Source organism: Ruegeria sp. YS9 (assembly GCF_024628725.1).
GTDB lineage: Bacteria > Pseudomonadota > Alphaproteobacteria > Rhodobacterales > Rhodobacteraceae > Ruegeria > Ruegeria atlantica_C.
Map to the genome: position 1 here is coordinate 17107 of NZ_CP102412.1, position 22015 is coordinate 39121.

Here is a 22015-nt window from a genome sequence, read left to right on the forward strand (position 1 = left end):
GTACTCAATACCATTAACGTTTATGTCCTAAGCGCCCTGCGGAATTTTGCAAAACCGGCTCTACCTGTGCCGGGAATACGACAGAGATTACATTTCTTATCACTCATATCAATTTTTGGATCATCAGAAACTTATTCTGCTGATGATCGCAGTTTAACGAAACAATTTCTAGCTATGTGTAATAATGTTTCAATCCGGTGCAAGTACATCTCGGTCGAGAGAGCTATGAAACAGACTTAGCCCGAATTGACTGTTTTGGTCGCATCGTGGTGAACTAAAAGCTGGTTTATTCCGTGACGAGACCCGGACGGTTTCTACCGGGACGATTGTGTTCCTCCCGCGGTCATAACGCGCAGTAAGAGACAAGAATCCCATGACGACATCCGAAAAAGGTTCTGTTTTTCCCAACAGACGCGAGTATCGCACAGGCGCCGTCCTGTTTGCCTTGACGGTCGCGGTTTTGCTGGCGCTGATACTGCGGCTCTGGGGAATTGATCTGCGCAGTATGTCCCATCCGGAAATCTATGTCCCTGGCATCGACCTGGTTTCCGGTATATCCGAACCGCCACCGCGCCATAACCTGGCTGAAACCATCTGGTGGCATTTCCACGATGAACCGCATCCCATGGGCTGGTATGTGTCCATGCTGGGCTGGACCAAAGCGTTCGGCACGTCCCATTTTGCCGTGCGATCCCCAGGAGTTTTGTTCGCTTTAGGCTCTATTCCACTGATTTTTCTGATCGCCCGCAATATCTTTGGATCGACTGTGGGATGCCTGGCCGCGCTGCTGTTGTCGCTTCATGGGTTTCATGTGTTCTGGAGCCAGATGGCCCGCATGTATGTCGCTGGGGCCTTCCTGTCATTGCTGGCGACCTGGTTTTTACTGTGCCTTGTCAGAACGCGCGAACCGCGCCCGGGCCTTGAGATCGCTTATGTCCTTTCGGTTATGGCGGGGGTTCTGACGGTTGAGCTGTTCTGGCCCCTTATCATGATCCATGTGTTCTGGGCGGCTCTGGTCTTGCCCCGGACAAACGTGGATGGCCTGCGGTTTTGGCGCCGGATCAGTTTGCGGCGGGCCCCTCGGCTATTGCAGGTGCAGGCGCTTGCCTTTATCCTGTCCGCCCCGGCATTGACCCATGCGGTTTATCGTGCGCGTAAAGGAGCGGCTCCTGATCCTTCTCCTGACTTTCTGACCGAGTATTTCTCTTTTGGATTTCTGTTTGCAAAAGACGATTTTGCAGTCCCGCCGCTGTACATCGGGCCGGTCTGGACCTGGTTTGTTCTGGGTTTTGCCCTGCTGCTTTTGGCGGCCAGCCTGAAAGCCCCCAAACGCGAGGCGCCGGTGGTGGCTCCAGAGCGTAAGATCCCGATATGGGTTTTGGGGCTGGCAGCGGGTTGTTCGGCCTGCTTCATGTTCTGGCTCGGCTCAATCGCCCATCGCAGGAGCGAAGCACTGATGGCGATGTCTGTTTTACCCTTTCTGGCGCTGCTCATTCCTGTTCTGGGCACCATGTGGGGCGCGGTTGTGCCCAGGCTGCCCTCAAACACACTGCACTATCCTCAGGAACGGACATTGCTTTTGTGGCTTGTTGCGGTTGTCTCTCCGCTGATCCTGTTTGCAGCGTCTTACAAAGTTTCCATCCTGGCCCCCAGGGCCTTTCTGCTTTTCGTGCCATATTTGCTGATCCTTTGCGCGGCCGGCGCAGTTCGGGTATTTCAGGACCACCGTTTCAGGCTGGCCTCGATTGGCCTGTGCGTCTTGGTGTTTGCGGCCAGCATACCTTACGCCGCTGGTAAGCCGGGCTCTCCCAATGACTATCAGGGAATTGTGAAGGCCATGCTACCTGAAATGCTGCCTGATGATCTGGTTTTTCTGAGGGACCGGGATTGGATCGATACGCCGCTGTTCTACTATATCAATGATGCGCAATTCATCGTTGCGGATCATGGAGAGGCCTTGCGACGTAATCCCGACGCTCGGGTCTGGTTGGTCACATGGCCCGATGTGGGGCAATCCGTTGTCACCGATGTGCGGCGTGAGGTCCTGAAGGATTATAAACAAATTCTGAAAATTGAAAGATTGCGGGCCAGTGCAGAGCTTTTCGAACCTGATACCAGGCCTTGATCATCCATGCGCGCCTTCTGGTGCCTGTTTTAGGGCCGCGGCTGTATCGGGTTGCCCATCCCTGCCTGCTGAAGCTATGGCCGATGGGGCGTCGGTTTTCCTGCCAGTGGATCAATGGGGCTGATCATCCAGGCCCAGGCTGCTTTCGACAATGTAAAGCGGCCGTTTCTGAGCCTCTGCATAAAGCCGCCCCAGATATTCCCCGATGACGCCCAGCACGACAAGTTGCAGGCCGCCGATCAACAGCACTGCAACCATCAATGAGGCATAGCCGGGTACATCCACCCCGTAAACAAGGGTACGTGAGATCAGGAAAACACCGTAGATGATCGCGGCCAACGCAGTCAGCATGCCGACATAGCCTGCAATCCTGAGAGGTACGGTGCTGAACCCGGTAATACCGTCCAGCGCAAAGTTCCAAAGGCGCCAGTAGTTGAACTTGGTCTGCCCCGCCGCACGCTCGGGGCGGTCATACGCCACCTCGGTGTGCCGAAACCCGACCCAGGCAAAAAGGCCCTTCATAAAGCGGTTGTGCTCGCGCAGTTGAACGACAGCCTGAACCACGCGCCGGTCCATAAGGCGGAAATCGCCGGTATTGGCGGGTATCGGCACGCCTGAGAGCCGGTTGATGACCTTATAGAACTTCCGCGCTGTCCAGCGTTTCATCGCGGTATCGCTGTCGCGGTGGCGCCGGACGGCATAGACGACATCGAATCCTTCGCGCCATTTTTCCAGAAATGTCTCGATCAGTTCGGGCGGATCCTGCAAATCCGCGTCTATCGGAACAACGGCTTCACCCGCAGCTGCATCCAGCCCCGCCGTCAATGCGATTTCCTTGCCGAAATTACGTGAAAAGTTCAGCACCTTGATACGATCATCGCGCTCATGCGCAGCAGCCAGAATCCTGGCGGTCGCGTCTGTGCTGCCGTCGTTCACGCAGATGATCTCGTAGCTTTCCCCAAGCTGACCGAGGAATTGCCCCAAACGTTCGAACAGGGCCGGCAGAACCTCTTCTTCATTGAACATGGGCACGATGATGCTGAGCGTCGGAGCGCTATGGTCCGGGGCTTTTCCCCGGGACGGAGATGTGGGGGTGCTCATGTTCAACGTCACCATGACGCGGGCCTTTTTCCGTTCATTTGGGCACAGGTGATCATGGTTTGGACTTCGGTTCAAAAAATTTTGTATGGGCGCGCAAAATTTCGATTTTCAGTATCTTTTCGCCACCAATAAGTACCTCACGGCGCGCATCGGGAATAGCGACTTTTTTGGCGTGATCAATGTGAGTAGCCAAGCGCGCGCTTTTGGGGCTCGAAAAAAGAAAACCGAATGCTCATCAAGATGAAGATAGTGAGTACTATACATCTCAAACTGATTGAGGAAGGTTCGTGCAGAAGTGAAAGGGCGATGCATGGCATTCGAAATTCGAAAAAGAGTGAAAGCATCTTGCGTGAAGGCAAAGCACAGGTGCTTTAGTACTTTCAGGCCGGGTCCAGAAATTGACCCGGAAACGTCTGGTTTTGAAAAAGCCAGCCTCTTTGCGGCATCTGCCAAAGTAACCCCTATAACGTCGGAAAGCGAATTCTTATCAACCTGTTCACAGGTGTTGGAGCGTATTTTCTTGGCTGCCGCATCTTCTGAAAGATCGCAGGGGATACGGTCTGTGTTTCTTGAGGTCGAACGAAATCCCGGTTCTGTTGCCGTCAGGATGGCAAAACGAGGCAGGGGCGTTTGATGGCATCTTTCCACCGACTCAATCTTGTCTTGCGATCCTTTCGTCGAGGCGACATTGTTGGCGGATTCAAGACAATGTGGATGCTTTTCAGGGATCGTGTCGTCGGCCAGCATAGGTTGCTCTTCGCCATGAGTGGCGACAAAGCCCGGAAGATCGACAGCATGTCAAACACATTGGCCGTGCAGTGCTTTCGCAGTTGGGCCGATCTTGATGATCAAAGCAAAGACTTTCTGAAGCGTAATCAGGACAAGATCCACTGGGATGTTCAAGGCGACCTGAACGCGGGTATGTCCGTCTGGATCGGGTTTTCCGACGGGGTTCCGGCAACTATTGCGCAAACCCGCTCCGGGCAAAACGTGAACGTATATTTCTTCCCGATGACCGAGCGCTGTGCTCTGATCTCTCACTGCTTTACCGTTCCTGATATGCGGGGCCGGGGATATTATGTGGAAATTCTGAAACATGTGTGCCGCACGCTGGCGGAAGAGGGGACCACGCGTATTTATATTGATTGCAGTGACAGTAATCTGTCGTCGGAACGCGGCATTCTTTCCGCGGGGTTCTTGCCCATCGGGCAGGGGGTCCACCGCCGAAATGGGACCGTTCATTGGCGACAGGATGCGCCACCATCGATTTGTCGGCTGGAGGAAAGATAACTCTTGAATCAGTGAATGCTGAGGGGCGAGGCAGTCACAGCATTTCAATCCGTGACGTGCCAGTTCGGTCAGAATTTTATCCGGGAAATAAACTCGAAACAGATGATCAACAATATTCAAGCCTTACGAGCCTTTGCTGCCATAAATGTGGTTTTCCTCCATGTCATCAAGACGGCATCGACATATGGACAAAGCACCGATTATTTATCCTTCCTGGCCGGGTGGGGTGCAAATGGGGTCGATATTTTTTTCGTGATATCCGGCTTTGTCATGCTGCACACTCAAATGCAGAAAAAGCGGCGCACAGGCGCTTTCTTGAAATCGAGAATTCTAAGGGTCGTGCCAATTTACTGGCTGATCACACTTTTTGTCGTGGCGGTCTATTACGCTGTTCCCGGGATCTTCAGGTCCATGGAGCTTTCAGGAACCATCATATTGTCATCGCTTCTGTTTTCTTCGCTTCTGGTGCTCGGTGAGCCGCCGATTGTGTATGTTGGGTGGACCCTGGAATGGGAAATGCTCTTTTATTTTGTTTTTGGACTGTCTCTCTTCCTGAGGTCGTGGGTCCATGTTTTCCTGGTTGTCAGCCTGGTTCTGGCCGGGGTCTCCCTGGCGTCCGGTGATTTTATATCGCTTGAGTTCCTGTTTGGGATGGCTGTTGCGTATTTTTACAACAAGGGGTTTGAAATCAGGGAAAAGACAGGGGTCTTGATATTTGTTTTCGGGATGCTTCTTTTATGTGCCTCCCTGTCGAGTGAACTTGAGGTCGACCCAACAAACCGTGTCATTATCTGGGGTATACCATCTGTCTTTATCGTTTTTGGGCTGCTGTTTGCGACGCAGATTTCAAATCGGTTTTTGGTCTATCTCGGGGATGCATCCTACAGCATCTACCTTGTCCAGATACTCACCATTCCCGCTTTTTATAAAGTGTCTTCGATTGTCCTCAGGCCTGTGAATGGTGACGTTCTGTCCATCTTGTGCCTGGCAAGCAGCGTAGCGGCAGGATGCCTGGTTTTTTCACTGGTGGAAAAACCCCTGACCAAAAGGATGAGGCGGGCGTTCTCCTGATCATTGCCGCAGGTTGTTCTGCCGGCGGCAATCCCGGGCCGGGGCGCCCGGGACATTGAAGCATCGTCGATGTGACAGTTCGCTCGAGCGCTGCTGATCCAAAATCAATATACGCTCGGCCGGAAAGGCGGGTGGGATTCAGAAAAATTCTTTCAGTTTCCGCGCATGCTTCAGGTTTGATGGCAGCGATATCACATGTCGGGCCAGCTTGGCCAAGGACCGCGTGCCGGGGATGACCTTGAGGGCCGACAGGCTTTTGGACGCTTTCAGGAAGTTTTCATAGGCCTGGTTGTCTGCGTGGCGGAAGTCTTTTGCGTTCAGGTCTTCCCCGCCGTTGTCGGTTGGTACGGACACGACAGAGGTCGCCTTGCGGTTCACATCGAATACAACAAAGGATTCATAGAAACGGATGCCCCAAACCCGCTTTTCCGCAGTGTCCGAGAGGAGTTTGGAAAAGCGCCGGTTTACGCGATCTGTCATGCTCATGGCGTATTTTACGAAGGACCGGTGCTTGGGACCGAAGCCTTCCATATAGGATGTATGCGTGTCTTCCACGACCAGCATGCCGCCATCGCGGATATGCGGCAGCAGGCACTCGGTTGTGATAATCTGTTGTTCATAGGTGTGGCCGCCATCGTCCAGGACGATGTCGATTTCACCGATCTCTTTTGCGAGTTTTTCCAGAAAGGCCGGATCGCTCTGGCTGCCGATGAAAATTTCAAAGCCATCCTGCTCCCAGCGCTTTGCGCCGGGGTTCAGTTCAACACCGATGATGCGGGCTTGCGGTCCAAAAAACTCGCGCCACATGAACAAGGAGCCGCCACTGAGAACCCCGATTTCGACGAAGGTAATTGGCTTGCCGATGTAGGGAGAGAAAAGCTCGTCATACACATCGAAGTAGGTCGAATGCTTGCTGCTTTTGTACGGGCTGTTCAGGTAAGCTTGGTAGCTTGCTGCGGTCACCGGCATTTTCTCAGGTTTCATTTCGTGGTCCTGTAATTGAATAAAGTTTACTCGTAAGCAAGGTCGTGGCCCGTCTGTCTGTCATATATGATGCCGATGCGGGATCATGTGTCGAGACAAATACTCCTTCACTCTAAAACACAAAACTTCCGCAATCTCATTTCGGAACGGACCCGATTGGACAGCCCCGCCCTGAAGGCCTGTTACAATATGGGGGCGTAAAACTCCTGGGTGGGGTCAAACTTTTTTCGCATGTGTCGTAGTGAATTGCGCTGCCCACAATGAGCTTTAAGTCAACAGGGACGCCTCATAAAGGGCATATGCGCACAGTTTTGCATGTTCCGTAGTGTGCTGGTTCGGAAAAGGCGCGGGCGGGCCCCAAATCTGAGACCCGCCCGTGCTTTGATTGACAATTTCTCTAACCTGAGGCGGTTGTTGCCATCAGGCAAACAAATCCGCGTATGGATTCGGCGACGAGTCAATGAAGTCCACATCATCTCCGATCCCGAGGGTTTCCACGCTGTCGCCAACGTACCAGTCCCGTTCTCCGCCGCCCGCGAAATCGAGATCGGTTTCGGTTTCATCCAGGACAACAGCGCCGTCCACCAGCACCTGAAGGCGATCAGTGTTCTGATCGACCATCATGGTCACCTGATGTGCCTCGCCGTCGTTCAGATCAAGATCCTTGATCTTATAGCCATCACGGAAACCGCCATCGTTGTTGTCGACTTTCGCGACCAGATGACCCTTTTTGGTCAGCTTCAGACCGAAGTTCGAGTGGTTCCAGACAAGCCGCTCGGCGCCGGTATCGTCTTCGCCCCGGGTCATCTCGAACGATAGAGAAATTTCCTCGGCCTCTGCGTAACCAGGCACTTTGCCGATGTTCCCCCGGCTGTCCTGGTTGCTTATGTCGATCATCAACTCGCCCTGAGGTTCGGCAATGTTGATGGGGTTTTCGACGTCGGCCTCTGTCTCGGGCTGGTTTTCCCCGGTTTCAGGCTGATTGCCTCCGGTCTCGGGCTGGTTTTCCCCGGTTTCAGGCTGGTTGCCTCCGGTTTCGGGCTGGTTTTCCCCGGTTTCAGGCTGATTGCCTCCGGTTTCGGGCTGGTTTTCCCCGGTTTCGAGCTGATTGCCTCCGGTCTCGGGCTGGTTGCCTCCGGTTTCGGGCTGGTTTTCCCCGGTTTCGGGCTGATTGCCTCCGGTCTCGGGCTGGTTTTCCCCGGTATCAGGCTGGTTGCCCCCGGTATCAGCAGGTGGTGGGTTCGTTCCGATATTGGGTTGGCTTGTTCCGGTATTGGGCTGAGACGGCGTGCCGGTCCCGGTATACCCGTTGTTTTTGAGCCAATCAAAATATGAACCCGAAATGCTGTTTGCGAGGTCAGAACCTGCACTGACCAAAGCTGCCGGGCTTCCCGGTTTGACGATGTATTGATTGTAGCCGTCCGTCTGCGCCGTGGCCTGGTAGGTAAAGTGCTGGTCGTATTCGGTGGGCTTGATCAGGACGTTGTCCGCAACAGTCCAGTCCGCCTGACCATTATGCCCCAGAATCTGCGATGTGATGTTTTGGGTAATCGCGACATTGCTGGAGCCGTTCGATACGAAGATGAGCGGAATTTCAATGCCGCCTGTCTGTGTTTTTTCATCTACGTGCAGAACGGAGTTCTTTGTGATGGTGATACCATCCGCACCGTAAACCGAAATGCCATGCAGGTGGCCGTTATAGATCACGTTCCCTTCGATCAGGACATTGTGGTGGATGACGTTCGGGTCGCTGAGATCCTTGCCGTCCCCGCCAAACCAGATGGTCTGGGTGTAATCTCCGTTGCCCATGTCAAAGACGTTGTTGCGGATGGTGATGTTGTCACTGCCGCTGCCGTTTGCACGCTGGACCTGGATCATGTCACGGTGATCGCCCGCGCCCGCAGCGCCGCCGAAATCGTGAATATAGTTGTTCTCTACCAGGATATTGTCGACATTGTCGAACACCAGACCATCCGAGCGGATCGAATGAACGTCGTTCCCGGTGAAGCTCACCCCATCGGAGTTAAGAGCGATGGCGCCCTTCCACCATTTCGAGAATTCGGTATTGATGACGTCGATATTGTTGGAACCGGAGATCATCAGACCGGTGCCATATCCGGTGCCATCCGCAGATGTTCCGGTGCCGCTGGCAAAATCACCGTCGAAGTTCGAATTCTGGAATGTGATGTTCGAACTGTTGGTGACGCTGAATTTATTCTGGAAGTGATAGTCGCCAGGGCTGTACGTGTAATCGAATTTGATCGTGTCGAACGTTACATTCGACGCCCCATTGAGATGCGCTTCAGAGAAGCTTGCGCTTGCATTCGGATCAGCGGATTTAATCGTTACGTTAGATGAAAACTGTTTACCATTCAGGCTGAGCTTGCCGTAATTGCCGGCCGCAAGCAGTATTGTTTCCCCACCTGTCGCCTGTGACAAGGCCTGGTTCAGCTCTGCCGCAGAGGTTACCGTAATTGTCGTCGACATATTTCACCTTCTGTTTCATAGGCGCTGTGAGTGGCAGCGCACGAGATCCCGCACACCCAGGACGGATGGAACAGCTGCCCGAGGGCAGTAGAGTGGCCTAAATATGGCTATGTTTGGAAATTGTTGCCTGCATTGGGACAATGACGTCCCTTTGCCTTCATTTCCGAGTGAACTCGATACTCGATACTGGGAATTGTTCCACTTCCCTTGGCGGTTGACGTCTGTTTGGGTAATTGATTCCCGTTAAGCAACAATGAACACATAATTGCCACTATTCCGGCGCGTCCTTGCGTATCTCTGGTATGTGTCGGCAATGAATTGCCCGGTGCCGCTACGGAAACTTGCAGATTTAATTGAGATCACCCCGGAAAAGCACCGCTGAGCGTCTCGGAAATGTCATGCGATCCGAGGGGCACCACAATAGACAGTATGCGGGGGTTCGACTAAGCTTTCGAACGGTCGCAGATCAGAAAGGTACGTCATGCCCAGATCACGTATTCTTGCGCTGGCAGGTACGATCCTGTTGTTCTTTAGCTCTGCCTTGCATGCGAATACGTCTTGCGATGGGCAGCGATTCAAACCCAGATTTACGGCCCAGGTCCAAGGTCAGGCCATTTCCGACGCAGCAGCGTTGGCAGGTGCTTTGCAGAATGCCCGTGGCGGTGAGGTCTATCTGCTTGCACCCGGAAACTATGGCACTCTGAAACTGGGCAAGGCTTTCTCGGCGCCAGTAGTGATCAGATCGGCTGATCCTGCCAGCCTCGCGTGTTTCAGTGTCGCCATTCTTGACGGGGCCGAGAATGTCCATCTGGATGGCATCAGGTTCGACTATACCTTCAAGAACGCTGACCCGTATCACCTGGCCAACTTTGTTGTTCGCAACAGCCGGAACATCACTATCTCCAACTCCGTGTTCAGCGGGGATGTTGCACGCGGCACCGGAACGCCAGAAGACGGGGCGGGGTTTGGTACAGGTCTGTTGGTGTTCCACGCCGCCAATGTCGATATTTCAAATTCCGAGTTTCTCACATGGTGGAAGGCGATCATCGCTATTAATACAGACGGCATAAAGATCACTGACAGCGACGTGCATTCGATCCGCTCGGATGGTCTGGTGTTCGACAATGTCGACGACATCCTGGTTCAGAACAATTACATCCACAACTTTGGCGGGGCCGATGGCGTTGGCGATCACCGTGATATGATCCAGATCCAGCGGGCCAATAACAGTGGAAGCGCCAATATCACGATCCGGGACAATATCTTCGATGTAGGTGCCGGCGACTTTGCCCAGACGATCTGGGCTGGCGGAGATGGAAAGAACATCGGAGACCCCGAGGTGCGGCATCGGAACGTGCTGATCGAAAACAACATGATTTACAACGGCCATGTCCACGGCATTTCCATCTACGGCTCCGACAACATTTCGGTCAGAAAAAACTCTCTGATCAATGTGCCCGGTGGCCATTCTGTGCCGGTAATCAATATCTCACCGGACTCTACATCCGTTGTCATCGAACAGAACGCTGCGGCAAACATCATGGGGTATGAAAACCAGCGCGATTGGGTGCTTCTTAACAATGCCATGATTCAGGATCAAAACCCGTCTCAGGAAGGGTATTATGATCAGCAGTTCATCTACCATGCGTTGGGACGGGAAAAGGGGTACAATGAGTTTGGCGTGCGTCCCGGCAGCCTCATGGATCGCCTGAATGCCGGATCAACGCTGGCAAAGAACTATCCCACTCAATGAAGACTGACATGGATGATTTCCGCTGGCGTGTTTAATGGCAAGGGCGTGGCTATGAAGGCCACCAGGTTTTTTTGGTTTTTGAAGAGTTACTTGAGTTAAGGGCAGGAAATTCGAATGATCGCTGTGTCATCAGCCAAAACGAGAGAACAGGTGACAAAACCGCTTGTCCTGATGCTGCTCGTCATATCTTTTGCGATGCCATTTTATTTCTTCCTCGGCGGGCTGAAACTCAATGGCTATCGTGTGATCCTCCTCCTTTATATGTTCCCCGCAGTTTTTGGGTGGCTGAGCGGTAAAGCAGGTAAAATCAGGGCGGTCGATTTCTTAGTAATCGGCTTTGCGTTCTGGGCCAGCCTGACTTTGGCCGTCAATCACGGCATTCAGGAATTGTGGCAGTTCATCGGAATGTTCATAATAGAAACGCTAACCCCCTATTTCATCGCCCGAACCTATATTCGAAATCTGGATGCGTTCCGGTTCTTTGTGAAATGCCTCTTCATTCTGATCATGGTTCTCTTACCGTTTGCGGCTTATGAAGCTGTCACGGGCAAGATGCCGCTCCTGAATCTGTTTGGGAAGGTGATGAGTGTTTATCAAAAGTGGTATTTTCCACCGAGACTGGGATTGCTGCGCGCTCAGACAACGATGCCGCATCCGATTTTGTTTGGAGTGTTCTGTGCACCGGCTTTTGCACTTACCTGGTATGTGTTGGGATGGAATAAATCCTTTAACAAAAAGGTTGGTCTCGTTTCCATCGTTGGGGGCACCGTGTTCTTTTCCCTGTCGTCGGGTGCTTTCATGAATGTCATACTTCAGATGATGCTGATGGCGTGGAACAGGATATTTTGGTTCCTGAAGAATAGGTGGAAAATTCTTCTCTATATTTTCTCCTTTTTGTACTTCGTCGGCGAAGTCAGTTCCAATCGGACTATGTTTCAGATCTTCGCAACGCACTTCACTTTGACACCGGGCACCGCATTTACGCGGATCAATATTTTCACCTTCGCCTCTGACGATGTTCTGCAGAACCCGTTGTTTGGAATCGGGTTGAATGACTATACGCGACCCCACTGGATGGCCATGTTGACCACGGTGGACAATTTCTGGCTGGTGATAGCATTGCGGCATGGATTCCCGGGGCTGTTTCTGCTGTTGGGTGCGGTGTTGGTTGTCTTTTTCCAAGCCGGCAACAGGAATTTGACCGGCGCCGTCGCAGACGCCCGTCTTGGGTATTTGATTGCGTTGCTGGGCCTATGTGTTTCCGCGATCACGGTGCATTTGTGGGACTCTACCTTCTGTTTCTTCATGTTTCTTTTGGGGGCGGGGGTTTGGCTTTTTGATGCTGATGATCAGGAAAGCCAGGGCGGCGACAGTGTACAGACACCGACTGAAGGCAGGAAATTGCGTTATACGCGGTTTCCACAGATTGTTCCGGGTGAGTTAACAGCAAGGCGGGCTGTCAGAACCGGTTCAGCCGGTCGTCATCCAGCGCCGCCGAGACATTCCCAAAGTCCGCCGCAAACGGCGCAGGGGCGGCATTTGACCGGATAAAGTGGCATCCATCTCGTGCGTGGACATGTCACCACGCAACGAGGTCCGCGGCCGCAGAAAACTGTTTGCGCGCCAATTGCCGCCATCGCTTGACCAGGCAACGGTGTACCCCGCAGCGCGCAAGGCCCGCAGGACCCTTGCGTCATAACGCCCGAAGGGGATGCCGGCCTCTGTCACCGGATGTCCGCAGATTTTTTCAAGCTGCGCACGTGATGCGCACAGCTCTTCGGTCAGTGCAGCATCATCCAGGGTGGGCCACGCCGTGTGAGCAATGCCATGACTTCCAATTGTCATGCCCGCGTCGCGCAGGGTGTGAAGATGTTCGACATCCAGCGAGCCCACCTGCCCGATCCGATCGGTGAGAACGAAAAAGCGCCCCCGGAGGTTACGGGCCGCAAGGGCGGGCAGGGCAATACTGTAATCTGAAAGATTGCCATCATCGAAAGTGATCGTGAAATGGCCCGGATCGGGGGCTTGGGCGATCTGATCCAGCGCATATTCGAATTGACTGACTGACAGCCAGTAAGGGGCCTCGTCCGGTTCCAGGGCACGTTCCGGTGTGCCGATGCCGTGAAAAATGATACTCGTTCCAGTGGTCATTGGCGTGCTTTTTTCAAGCGGGAATGAAGCGTTTCGGCGGTGCCTATCAAAGCCGAACCCAATCCGGCGGGTCGGTATTCATAAGGTCCGGCCGCCAACAAGTCCGTTCCACCGGTCCGTTGTTTGAATTCTGTGACGGTCGGATTGATGTCAGGGTCGATACCGTCCAGATCGTACCATTTTATGCCCTGTGTCCGATGCCTCAGGATGGATTCCCACATCAGATAATGGCCGGCATTGCAGCGGCGCCCCACATCCGTTGTCGCGCCAAACAGATAGACCGCGAAATTTCCTGTCCGGCCGATTGTCATGCCGGCTATGTCGACACCATCTTTTTGGGCAAACAGAACCTCGTGGGAAAAATCAGCACCCTGAAGCGGGTAGTAGAATTCGGGGGGAATATCAGGTTGCTCGAACCCTTTGGCGGCCTGCACCTGTTGATAGAGTTTATGAAATCTGCCCGAGGCTTCGGAGATCGGGGCGCTTTCCAGCGACAGATCGCTTTTCAACGCTTTGCGCAGATGGTTGCGCCATTTGCCATGTTGCGCCTTAAGCAATATTTCTTCGTCCTGATCGCAATCGATGATGACGGTCCGATAAGGCCGGGAACGATCGGTGGGATGAAACCCCGCCGAGGCCGCAGACCGATCTATTACCGGAACGTCATGAAATGGCAGGGCGGGAAGCCGCAACCGAAGGATATGGCCGGTTTTCCGGGCATAGGCGCGCAGTGCCGCAAATGTTGCATCCAGCCGGTCCTGGTCGATTTCGGGCTGTTCGCGGTGATGCATCATAGGGCCTGCTGCGATCCAGGCGATACCACGCCCCAGGCCGGGCACGCGCTTTACGCGCAGGCAAGCCGCAGCGGTCAAGTGACCGGCCTGATCTGACAGGGTGATAAAATCAGTCGTGGCACCGATCCGTTGTGCCGCGGCCTGCGCATACGTCAGGGTCTGTTCGTATGTCAGATCGTGAAAACTGGCGCTGATCCGGGGCCATTCTTCTGCGGTGACTTTCTGAAACGAGAGGGTCGTGTTCATAATTGCATCCGTATCCAGCTGCTCCAGAGGCTGTTCGGCCGGATTCCCAACCGCGGGCGGACTTTCAGGAACCAGACACGGTAGTAAAAGAAATGCAAGGCATCCGCCCACAAAAGCAGTGCGCGGGCACGTAGCCGTGCGGAAGCCCGATCAGGTGCCAGAACGATATTGTAAAGTGGCACCAGATCTCCTCCGTAGCTCAGCTTGTATTCATACTCGCCGGCGCCGGCTTCAATCAGGTGCGCATCCTGATCGATCAGCTCTTCAACACGCGCGACCAGACCGACGCGGCCCAGGCCAGCCTTTGCAAATTCGGCATCGACTTCCCGTGCATTCAGCCACCAAAGCACCTTGCCGTTCAGGGTGTAACGTAACTGGCTGGACAGCAGCGTTTCATCCCGCCACTGTTCATCGATTGCCGCATGGCCTTTCGGGCTCAGGCGTTGCATCAGGCTGCGATAGAACGCTGCCGCAACCGGCCAGTCGGAAAAATGCCCCCCTTTCCCGGCGGCCTCCCATTGTCGTGTATGCAATGCGATGAACCGATCCATCATTGCATCGACGGTTTCCGGCGTGGAACTGACAGTGCGCAAGACCTCACCTGCCGGTGTCAGGCGCTTGATGTCCCGCCGGACTTCGCGGCGGCGGCTTTTCGAAAGCGAGGCCATAAACGCATCAAAGGTATCAGGCAGAGTCATCAGTGTATGCCCGCGGGTGCTGATGTCGCGTAAAACGGATAGGCCACGCCCATTCAGGGCACGCAGGTTTTCCAGTTGTCCTGCGCGTTCTGACAATGGCGACAGGCTTACGACGCTACATTTCAAATGATCGGTCAGGTGTTCAATGACAGCCCCGAGAACTGTGTTTTCGTAACCGGCGGCAATGGGCAGTTCCATGACCGCGAAATTAGGATCCACGCCCGCCAGCCGGGCGACGCGCACCGGAATGGGGCCGGCCCAAAGGGTTTCAACGCAAAAGGGCAGAACGCCAACAAGCTCTGAACCGTTCCGCAGAATATAGCTGACGGGATGCCGGCTGGCGGCAAACGTTTTGCCGTAATGGTCCCACCAGGCAGATTGCCAGTCGGACAGGAAATATATCTCGGCACCGGACGCTGAGACAAAACTGTCCCAGCTGGCTTGTATGCTCAGCTTGTGTGCAGGTTTTTCGACACACTCAAGCTCGATATCTGCACTGTTGGAAATGGCGTCCCTCATGCCATCGGTTCCTGACCGAAAAGATGATACCGGATTGCCGCTCCGGACAGGCGCAGCCTTGCCTTGCGATCAGGTGTGGCGCGCAGAAGCCCGATCAGTCCAAAGGCAATTCCGCGCAACATTGCACTGCTCAGGAAGATCGCGCGCGTTATCAGCTCACCACTGCGGCCATAGTGCTTTCTGGCGTAGATCGTCTTGCTTTTCTGTTTTTGCACATACATGCGCGATTTGATCTGAGCGGTGCTTTTCGAGCCGCCTTCAAGATGCAGAATCCGTGCCTCGGGTGCGAAGACGCAGCGTTTGCCAACATTGCGGATACGTCGGCACCAGTCAGCTTCTTCCGAATAGATAAAGAACGCGTCATCCAGCGAACCGACTTCTTCGAAGACCGGGCGTGGTACCAGCATGAACATGCCCGACACCACATCCACGTCGCGCTGCGTTGTCCGGTCCCAGCCCCCATATTCGGGCCAGGTAAACAGCCGTTTCAGCCCGAATTCGATCACTGCCAGGCTGAGCGGTCCGGGATCGGCAAAACAGGTCAGCTGGATGGTTTCAGGGTCTTCGAAGACCTGGCAGCCGACGCATCCGACATCCGGATGCGCGTCGAGCCAGGCGCTCATGACATCGATCGCATGATCCAGGATGATCGTATCGGGATTAAGCAGCAGCAGCTTGGCGCCCGTAGCAATCTCGAGCCCTTGATTGTTGGCAGCGGCAAAGCCCAGATTTTCGGTATTCGCGATCAACCGGACCTGAGGAAATTCATCGGCGACCATTTCAGGTGAGCCATCGCTGGAGGCGTTGTCGACAACGATGATTTCGTGCGGCAGCCGGGTCTCATGCGCAATGGATGCCAGGCATTCCCGAAGGATATCCCGGGTGTTCCAGTTCACGATAATGATAGATACAGCGTATTCGCTACTCGTACCGGGCGGCAATGAAACCATGATGCTTCGCTCTCGTTAACCACTTACATTTCAAATTTTTAACCACTGCCACATTTTGTGAACACTTAAAACGTGACCGTACCGGGACCGTTGTTGTCGAAAAGTAGCTATAAAAGTCAAATCATTTAGATCAGTATATTGAGGTAATATTTTGACGGTGCGAAACCTTGAAAGACAAGACTGTATTAAGATCGGGTGCGGGTGAATTTTGGCCTCTGGGTTTGGCATCGAATGACTGACCGTGGGAACGCACTTTATTGCGGCGATCCTGTCATGCGGTTGTCCGATCTGTTTCGCCGGGATTCTGCTGGCGGGTACACAGCCCTGTTCCAGGACCGGTCGGTGTTTTGGAGCTATAATACCCGCGTGGCAATCCGGGCGTCCTGTGACCTTTTAGGGTTGCAGCCCGGGGATGAAGTTCTGGCCCCCGCCTATAATTGCGGTTCCGAGGTCGACCCGCTGATTGATGCGGGCCTTTCGGTTCGGTTGTATCCGGTTTCCGAAAACCTGCGTGCCGATCCCGCACGGATTGCGCCACTTATTACCGGGCGGACGAAGGCGATATATGTGATCCACTACTTTGGAATGCTGCAGCCAGATCTGGCGGACCTGCGGGCCTTGTGCGATCAGCATGGGCTGCGGATGATCGAAGATTGTGCATTGAGCCTTCTCAGCGGTGCTTCGCCAGCAGAAGGCCGAACCGGGGACGTATCGGTTTTCTGCTTCTACAAGTTTGTGCCTGTTCTGGGTGGTGGGGCCATGGTCATCAATGCGCCGGACCTGAGCGCCAGGCACCCGTTTCCGCGGCCTGCTCCGGGCAAGGCCGTGGCCAAAGCATTTTTGCGCGCTGGTCTGGCAACCGTATTGGGGCCGTCTCGTATGCAGGCCATGCTTCAGAAGGCACGCGGCCAACACGAACCGCCGCCCCGCAGTGAGGGGGATCAACCGGAAGACATTCCGGGCCACTATTATTTCGACCCGGCGCTGCGCGGCGCACAGATGAGTGTCTTCACATCCCGTCCATTGCGGGCCTATTCCGTAGCAGAAACTATTGCGATCCGGCGGGCGAACTGGCAGCGGTACCGGGATGTTTTCAACGCGTTGCCCGAGATACGCATGCTTGTTTCGGAACTTCCGGCCGATGCCTGCCCGCTGAATATGCCGATCATAGTCGCGGGGCGTGACCGGGTCGTACGAGCGCTGCAAAAAAACGGGATTGGTGCCACCGCCTGGTGGGCGGGCTTCAACCGCAATCTTGACTGGTCGGGGCAGGCCGAGGCGATGGCCCTGAAAGACAATGTCGTATCTTTGCCAGTGCACCAGTACCTTTCGGCTGCGCATATCGATCACATAATAGCGCAGCTCAGAAATGAACTTGTGGCCTGATCAGGCGGGTGGTTTATGCAGAGTGAGGTCAGCGTAACCGGGGCCATCACGCCGCCCTGGACAGCTTGCGTTTGAGTTTTGCGGCAAGCTCCAGCGCCAGGCTCTCGAACCCTTTTGGCTTCCCGGCAAGGCGCCAGAGCAGCAGATGCGTGCCGACATAGACACATACCCCGACCAGAACCTTGACCGAGAACCGGATGCGCAGCAGCGGCAGGTCTTCCGCTGTCTCGTAAGCCCATCCCACTGCGTCGCCACTGCCATAGGCGCTGCTGACAAATAGAACGGCAAGCAACATGGCAAAGGTCGACGCAAATGTACGCCAGGCCATCAGGATCGGTGCCAGAAACCCGCCGGTTCCGAAATCCTTGGCCATGATCAGCGCCAGACCGATCGCAAACAGGCTGGCGGCCCCTGACCCCAGGATCGCGCCGGTAAAGCCATAGTTCGATCCCAGCACCGTCAGCGCTGTTGTGGCGGTCAACAGGATCGTGTTGCGGAGAAACAGGCGCTTTGTAGAGCCCTCGACATAGCTTGCAGACCGGACATTGGCCTGCAATGTCTCGATCGCCTTCAATGGGGCAAGCACCCAGATGACCTGTGCGGCGGCCAGCCACTGATAACCGGCCACGACAACGATCAGGTGATTGGCAACCAGAGCCATGCCGACACTGGCTGGAACGATGATCCCCAAAAGGATGGCGTTGGCCCGTTCGAAGGCTTCCCGGCTGGAGCCTTTGGTCCGGGAGGCGTTGGCAAGGCTTGGATAAACCACCCGTTCCAACGGGCCGATGATCTGGCTGGTGAACAGGACCACAAGGCGATAGCCGACCCTGAAAATCCCTGCATCGGCCAGACCCAGCATGCTTCCGATGACAATCTGGGGCATGTTGTTGATCAGAAACTGGGTGATCTGGGCCCCCAGTGACCATGATGACACATCAATGCAGTCATGCCAGCATCTGAGCGTCAACCTGGGTCGCATCGGGGCGACGGAAAAGCTCCAGATGACCCGGATGACCTGAGTGATGACGCTGGCGACCACGATGGCCCAATAGTCACGCCAGATCCATGTGAGGCTGATGGCCATCAATGTATATGCAATTCGGCTGGTCGTTTCTTCGCCTGCGATGAAACCGAACCGGAGATCTCTTTCCAAAAGTGGGAAGCGTGTGCTTTTGATGGAAGTTGCGATGGCAATGAAGCAAAGCGGGGGGATCAGCGATGTCAGTTCCGCAAGCCCGAAGAATGTCATCAGAGGGGCGCTGGCCCAGATCAGGAGTGCCGAAAAGATGCCCAAAAGCACCTGCATCGTGAACACGGTGTTCAGGTGATCGTCGGTGATTTCGGGCTGGCGGATCAGAATCATGGAAACGGCCCGCTGGACGATTTCCAGAAACGCGGCCGCGATTATGAAATAGGCAATGATCCCGAAATCCGTCGGCGTCAGAAGACGGGCCGTCACAACCAATGTCAAAACGCCCAGAAACTGGCTGAAAACGCCCGATGCAAACAATGTTGCGGCCCCCCTGGTAAGGGTCGCGCTGTGATCGGGTGTGCCCGGGGCGATCGTCACGCCTGGTTCAACTGGAGGCTTCAAAAGACTTGCCTTTCCATACTCGGAACAAAAAACTTATCAACGTACCAATGTTTCTAATCTGGCTACCCTCAACATCGCTTCAAAAAACCCGCACTTGCTGTTCTAGGAATTTAGTCAGCTGGCTGCTAGTCAAACCTGTAAGTATATTTTTGTGTTGAAATCGCATGTTTTTCCAGTTTCAGAGAGGTACACCATGTTTCAATCAGTACCGTCGCGGCGAGTCGGCGCTGAATATTACATAGCAAAATGAAGTTTCGCCTCAGTGTCTCAGATTGGATTCTGACTGCGCAAGGGTAACAAGTAGAAGAGCCCGGTGTTTTCCGGACCCGGTGCCTGTTTTCAAGATGGTATAACAGTATGAAGATTGCGATTTTTGGTCTGGGTTATGTGGGGTTCACGGCAGCATGTTGTCTGACCCGTGAGGGGCATGAGGTGATCGGCGTCGATGTGAATGCCGACAAGGTCTCGGAAATCAATGCCGGGCAGCCCCCGATCAAGGAACCCAAGGTGGCCGAGCTGCTGACCGAGGCGCTTGCAAAGAACCTGATCCGCGCCACGGTTGAAATCCCCGACCTGTCGGATGTGGATCTGGCCATCGTTTGCGTCGGCACGCCCAGTTCCACTGACGGCTCGCACAACATGAATTTCGTGGCCGAGGTGACACGACAGATTGCCAAGGCCGTTTCGCCCGACCGTGCGCGACCGCTGACCGTAGCGTACCGATCCACCTTCCGGCCCGGCACGGTGCGGCAGCTGATCGAGCCGATCTTTCACAGCTATCTGGGCGATCGGACGGGTCAGGCGATCGAGATTGTTTATAACCCCGAATTCCTGCGCGAGGCTTCGGCGGTGGATGATTTCTTCAACCCGCCCAAGATCGTTGTCGGCACGGCAGATGGAAACCGCTCGGCGGTGATGGACGAAATGCACGAAGGTCTGGATGCGCCGGTGTTCTACACCGCGTTCGAAGAGGCCGAGATCACCAAATTCGTCGACAACACCTGGCACGCCACCAAGGTGGCCTTTGCCAATGAGGTCGGCCGGATCTGCCACAGCATGGGCGTGTCGGCAAAAACCATGCACGAGATTTTCGTCTCGGATACCAAGCTGAACATCTCGGCCTATTACACCCGCCCGGGGGGCGCGTTTGGGGGGTCCTGCCTGCCCAAGGATGTGCGTGCGCTGCAACATATCGCCGGTGAGGTGGGGGCGCATACCCATCTGATCGACAGCCTGTTGCAGACCAATCAGGCACATAAAACCTATCAGGCGCAGGATATCATGGCACGGGTGCCCGAGGGCGGCCGGGTGCTGATGGCGGGGCTGGCCTTCAAGGCCGGAACCGACGATCTGCGCGAAAGCCCCAATGTCGATATCGCCCGGCGCCTGTTGCAGGCGGGCTATCAGTTGTCGATCTATGATCCGGCCATCAAACCGGCCGATCTGCGGGGGCAGAACCTTGGTTATGCCTTTACCCACCTGCCCAACGTGGGCAGCCTGCTGGTGGACCGCGCCACGGCCGAGGCCGGGCCCTGGAATCTGGTGGTCGGTTCAAACCGGATCGTGAATGATCTGAACCTGGGTGATGCAGAGGTGGTAAGAACCTATGAATATGACTAGCCCTGTACCCGCCGTTCAGCCGATCTCGTTCGAAGAGCTGCGCCAGAGCCAGCCTTTGAAGGGCCTCAAGGTTCTGATCGTGGTGGAAAACCTGCCCGTCCCCTTTGACCGCCGCGTCTGGATGGAGGCGCGCACGCTGGCCGCGGCCGGCGCGCTGGTCTCGGTCATCTGCCCCACCGGCAAGGGCCATGAGGAACGCGTGTGGGAAGACGAGGGCATCAAGGTCTATCGCCACCCGCTGCCGCTGGATGCCAGCGGGGCGCTGGGGTATTTGCTGGAATATGGCGCGGCGCTGTTCTGGGAAAGCTGGCTGTCGCTGAAGATCAAATTCACCCGCGGCTTTCACGTCATCCATGGCTGCAACCCGCCCGATCTGATCTTTCTGGTGGCGCTGCCGTTCAAGCTGTTTGGCGTGCGCTATCTGTTTGATCACCACGACATCAACCCCGAGCTTTACGAGGCCAAGTTCAACAAGCGCGGTTTCTTCTGGAAGCTGATGAAGACGTTCGAGCGGCTGACTTTCGCCTCGGCCCGTGTGTCGATTGCCACCAATGAAAGCTATCGCAAGATCGCCATCGAACGCGGCGGCATGGCGCCCGAGGATGTGTTTGTCGTCCGGTCCGGTCCTGATCTGAGCCGGTTGCAGCACCTGCCCCCGAACCCGGCCTGGCGCAACGGGCGGAAATACATGGTGGGCTATGTCGGCGTGATGGGCGATCAGGAAGGGATCGACCTGCTGCTGGAATCCGTGGCGCATCTGGTACAGGTGCAGGGCCGCGACGACATCCAGTTCTGCCTTGTGGGCGGGGGCCCCAGCCTGGACAAGCTGCGCGAACAATCTGCTGAAATGGGCCTGTCGGATTACGTCACTTTCACCGGCCGTGCCCCGGATCAGGACCTGTTCGAGATCCTGTCGACCGCCGATGTCTGCGTGAACCCGGACCGGGTGAACGAGATGAACGACAAATCCACCATGAACAAGATCCTCGAATACATGGCTTTCGAGAAACCCATCGTTCAGTTCGACGTGACCGAAGGGCGGTTCTCGGCGCAGGAGGCCTCGCTTTACGCCAAGGCCAATGATCCGGTGGATATGGCCGACAAGATCACCGAATTGCTGGCCGATGACGACCGTCGCGCCGTCATGGGCCGCTATGGCCGCGCCCGGGTCGAGGCCGAGATGGCCTGGCCGCATCAGGTGCCCGCGCTGATCGCGGCGTATCAGCGGATCTGGAAGGGGTAA

At 55.1% G+C, this 22015-nt stretch carries 17 protein-coding genes and 1 pseudogene; 8 read left to right on the plus strand and 10 right to left on the minus strand.

Annotation, left to right across the window (positions count from 1 at the left end):
• Positions 1-373: 373 nt before the first annotated feature.
• Positions 374-2125 carry a glycosyltransferase family 39 protein gene (locus tag NOR97_RS20460; protein WP_257601483.1) on the plus strand — a complete coding sequence of 584 codons (1752 nt, stop codon included), beginning with the start codon at positions 374-376 and terminating at the stop codon, positions 2123-2125.
• A gap of 111 nt (positions 2126-2236) precedes the next feature.
• Here the strand turns inward: NOR97_RS20460 and NOR97_RS20465 are convergent, their stop codons facing one another.
• Together NOR97_RS20465 and NOR97_RS20470 are read right to left on the minus strand one after the other, a co-directional pair.
• Complete coding sequence (locus NOR97_RS20465; protein WP_257601484.1) at positions 2237-3226, minus strand: glycosyltransferase family 2 protein; 990 nt, start codon at positions 3224-3226, stop codon at positions 2237-2239.
• 108 nt (positions 3227-3334) lie between these two features.
• Positions 3335-3973, minus strand: a complete 639-nt coding sequence (locus NOR97_RS20470) for a hypothetical protein (RefSeq protein ID WP_257601485.1) — start codon at positions 3971-3973, stop codon at positions 3335-3337.
• Positions 3974-3988: 15 nt separating this feature from the next.
• On the opposite strand from NOR97_RS20470, the gene NOR97_RS20475 reads away from it, so the two are divergent.
• Complete coding sequence (locus tag NOR97_RS20475; RefSeq protein ID WP_257601486.1) at positions 3989-4516, plus strand: GNAT family N-acetyltransferase; 528 nt, start codon at positions 3989-3991, stop codon at positions 4514-4516.
• A 102-nt stretch (positions 4517-4618) separates the two neighbouring features.
• On the plus strand, positions 4619-5587 hold the full coding sequence (locus NOR97_RS20480) for an acyltransferase (protein ID WP_257601487.1): 969 nt from the start codon (positions 4619-4621) through the stop codon (positions 5585-5587).
• Positions 5588-5725: 138 nt separating this feature from the next.
• Here NOR97_RS20480 and NOR97_RS20485 read toward each other — a convergent pair whose 3' ends face one another.
• The 3 genes and pseudogenes from NOR97_RS20485 to NOR97_RS21260 form a co-directional block, all read right to left on the minus strand.
• On the minus strand, positions 5726-6571 hold the full coding sequence (locus NOR97_RS20485; protein ID WP_257601488.1) for a class I SAM-dependent methyltransferase: 846 nt from the start codon (positions 6569-6571) through the stop codon (positions 5726-5728).
• 896 nt (positions 6572-7467) lie between these two features.
• On the minus strand, positions 7468-7941 hold the full coding sequence (locus NOR97_RS21255; protein WP_374041642.1) for a hypothetical protein: 474 nt from the start codon (positions 7939-7941) through the stop codon (positions 7468-7470).
• A gap of 274 nt (positions 7942-8215) precedes the next feature.
• Positions 8216-9058: pseudogene (locus NOR97_RS21260) on the minus strand (right-handed parallel beta-helix repeat-containing protein); the annotation flags it as partial.
• 481 nt (positions 9059-9539) lie between these two features.
• On the opposite strand from NOR97_RS21260, the gene NOR97_RS20495 reads away from it, so the two are divergent.
• Both NOR97_RS20495 and NOR97_RS20500 read left to right on the plus strand, forming a co-directional pair.
• Complete coding sequence (locus NOR97_RS20495) at positions 9540-10811, plus strand: right-handed parallel beta-helix repeat-containing protein (protein ID WP_257601490.1); 1272 nt, start codon at positions 9540-9542, stop codon at positions 10809-10811.
• A 114-nt stretch (positions 10812-10925) separates the two neighbouring features.
• Positions 10926-12362, plus strand: a complete 1437-nt coding sequence (locus NOR97_RS20500; protein ID WP_257601491.1) for an O-antigen ligase — start codon at positions 10926-10928, stop codon at positions 12360-12362.
• Here NOR97_RS20500 and NOR97_RS20505 read toward each other — a convergent pair.
• The 4 genes from NOR97_RS20505 to NOR97_RS20520 are packed head-to-tail and all read right to left on the minus strand — an operon-like array spanning position 12282 to position 16169.
• Complete coding sequence (locus NOR97_RS20505) at positions 12282-12962, minus strand: polysaccharide deacetylase family protein (protein WP_257601492.1); 681 nt, start codon at positions 12960-12962, stop codon at positions 12282-12284. The genes NOR97_RS20500 and NOR97_RS20505 overlap by 81 nt on opposite strands.
• Positions 12959-14002 (minus strand): aminoacyltransferase, encoded by a 1044-nt coding sequence (locus NOR97_RS20510; protein WP_257601493.1) that lies wholly within the window; start codon positions 14000-14002, stop codon positions 12959-12961. The genes NOR97_RS20505 and NOR97_RS20510 overlap by 4 nt, the downstream gene beginning before the upstream one ends.
• Positions 13999-15219: a GNAT family N-acetyltransferase gene (locus tag NOR97_RS20515; RefSeq protein ID WP_257601494.1), complete on the minus strand. Its 1221-nt coding sequence runs from the start codon at positions 15217-15219 to the stop codon at positions 13999-14001. The genes NOR97_RS20510 and NOR97_RS20515 overlap by 4 nt, the downstream gene beginning before the upstream one ends.
• Positions 15216-16169: a glycosyltransferase family 2 protein gene (locus tag NOR97_RS20520; protein ID WP_257601495.1), complete on the minus strand. Its 954-nt coding sequence runs from the start codon at positions 16167-16169 to the stop codon at positions 15216-15218. Before NOR97_RS20520 ends, NOR97_RS20515 begins: the two co-directional genes overlap by 4 nt.
• Before the next feature lie 273 nt (positions 16170-16442).
• Between NOR97_RS20520 and NOR97_RS20525 the strand changes: the two genes are divergently transcribed.
• Positions 16443-17555: a DegT/DnrJ/EryC1/StrS family aminotransferase gene (locus NOR97_RS20525; RefSeq protein WP_257601496.1), complete on the plus strand. Its 1113-nt coding sequence runs from the start codon at positions 16443-16445 to the stop codon at positions 17553-17555.
• A 46-nt stretch (positions 17556-17601) separates the two neighbouring features.
• Here NOR97_RS20525 and NOR97_RS20530 read toward each other — a convergent pair whose 3' ends face one another.
• Complete coding sequence (locus tag NOR97_RS20530; RefSeq protein WP_257601497.1) at positions 17602-19128, minus strand: oligosaccharide flippase family protein; 1527 nt, start codon at positions 19126-19128, stop codon at positions 17602-17604.
• A gap of 381 nt (positions 19129-19509) precedes the next feature.
• Here NOR97_RS20530 and NOR97_RS20535 point away from each other — a divergent pair, with 381 nt between their 5' ends.
• Positions 19510-20772 carry a nucleotide sugar dehydrogenase gene (locus tag NOR97_RS20535; RefSeq protein ID WP_257601498.1) on the plus strand — a complete coding sequence of 421 codons (1263 nt, stop codon included), beginning with the start codon at positions 19510-19512 and terminating at the stop codon, positions 20770-20772.
• Positions 20765-22015, plus strand: a complete 1251-nt coding sequence (locus NOR97_RS20540; RefSeq protein ID WP_257601499.1) for a glycosyltransferase family 4 protein — start codon at positions 20765-20767, stop codon at positions 22013-22015. Before NOR97_RS20535 ends, NOR97_RS20540 begins: the two co-directional genes overlap by 8 nt.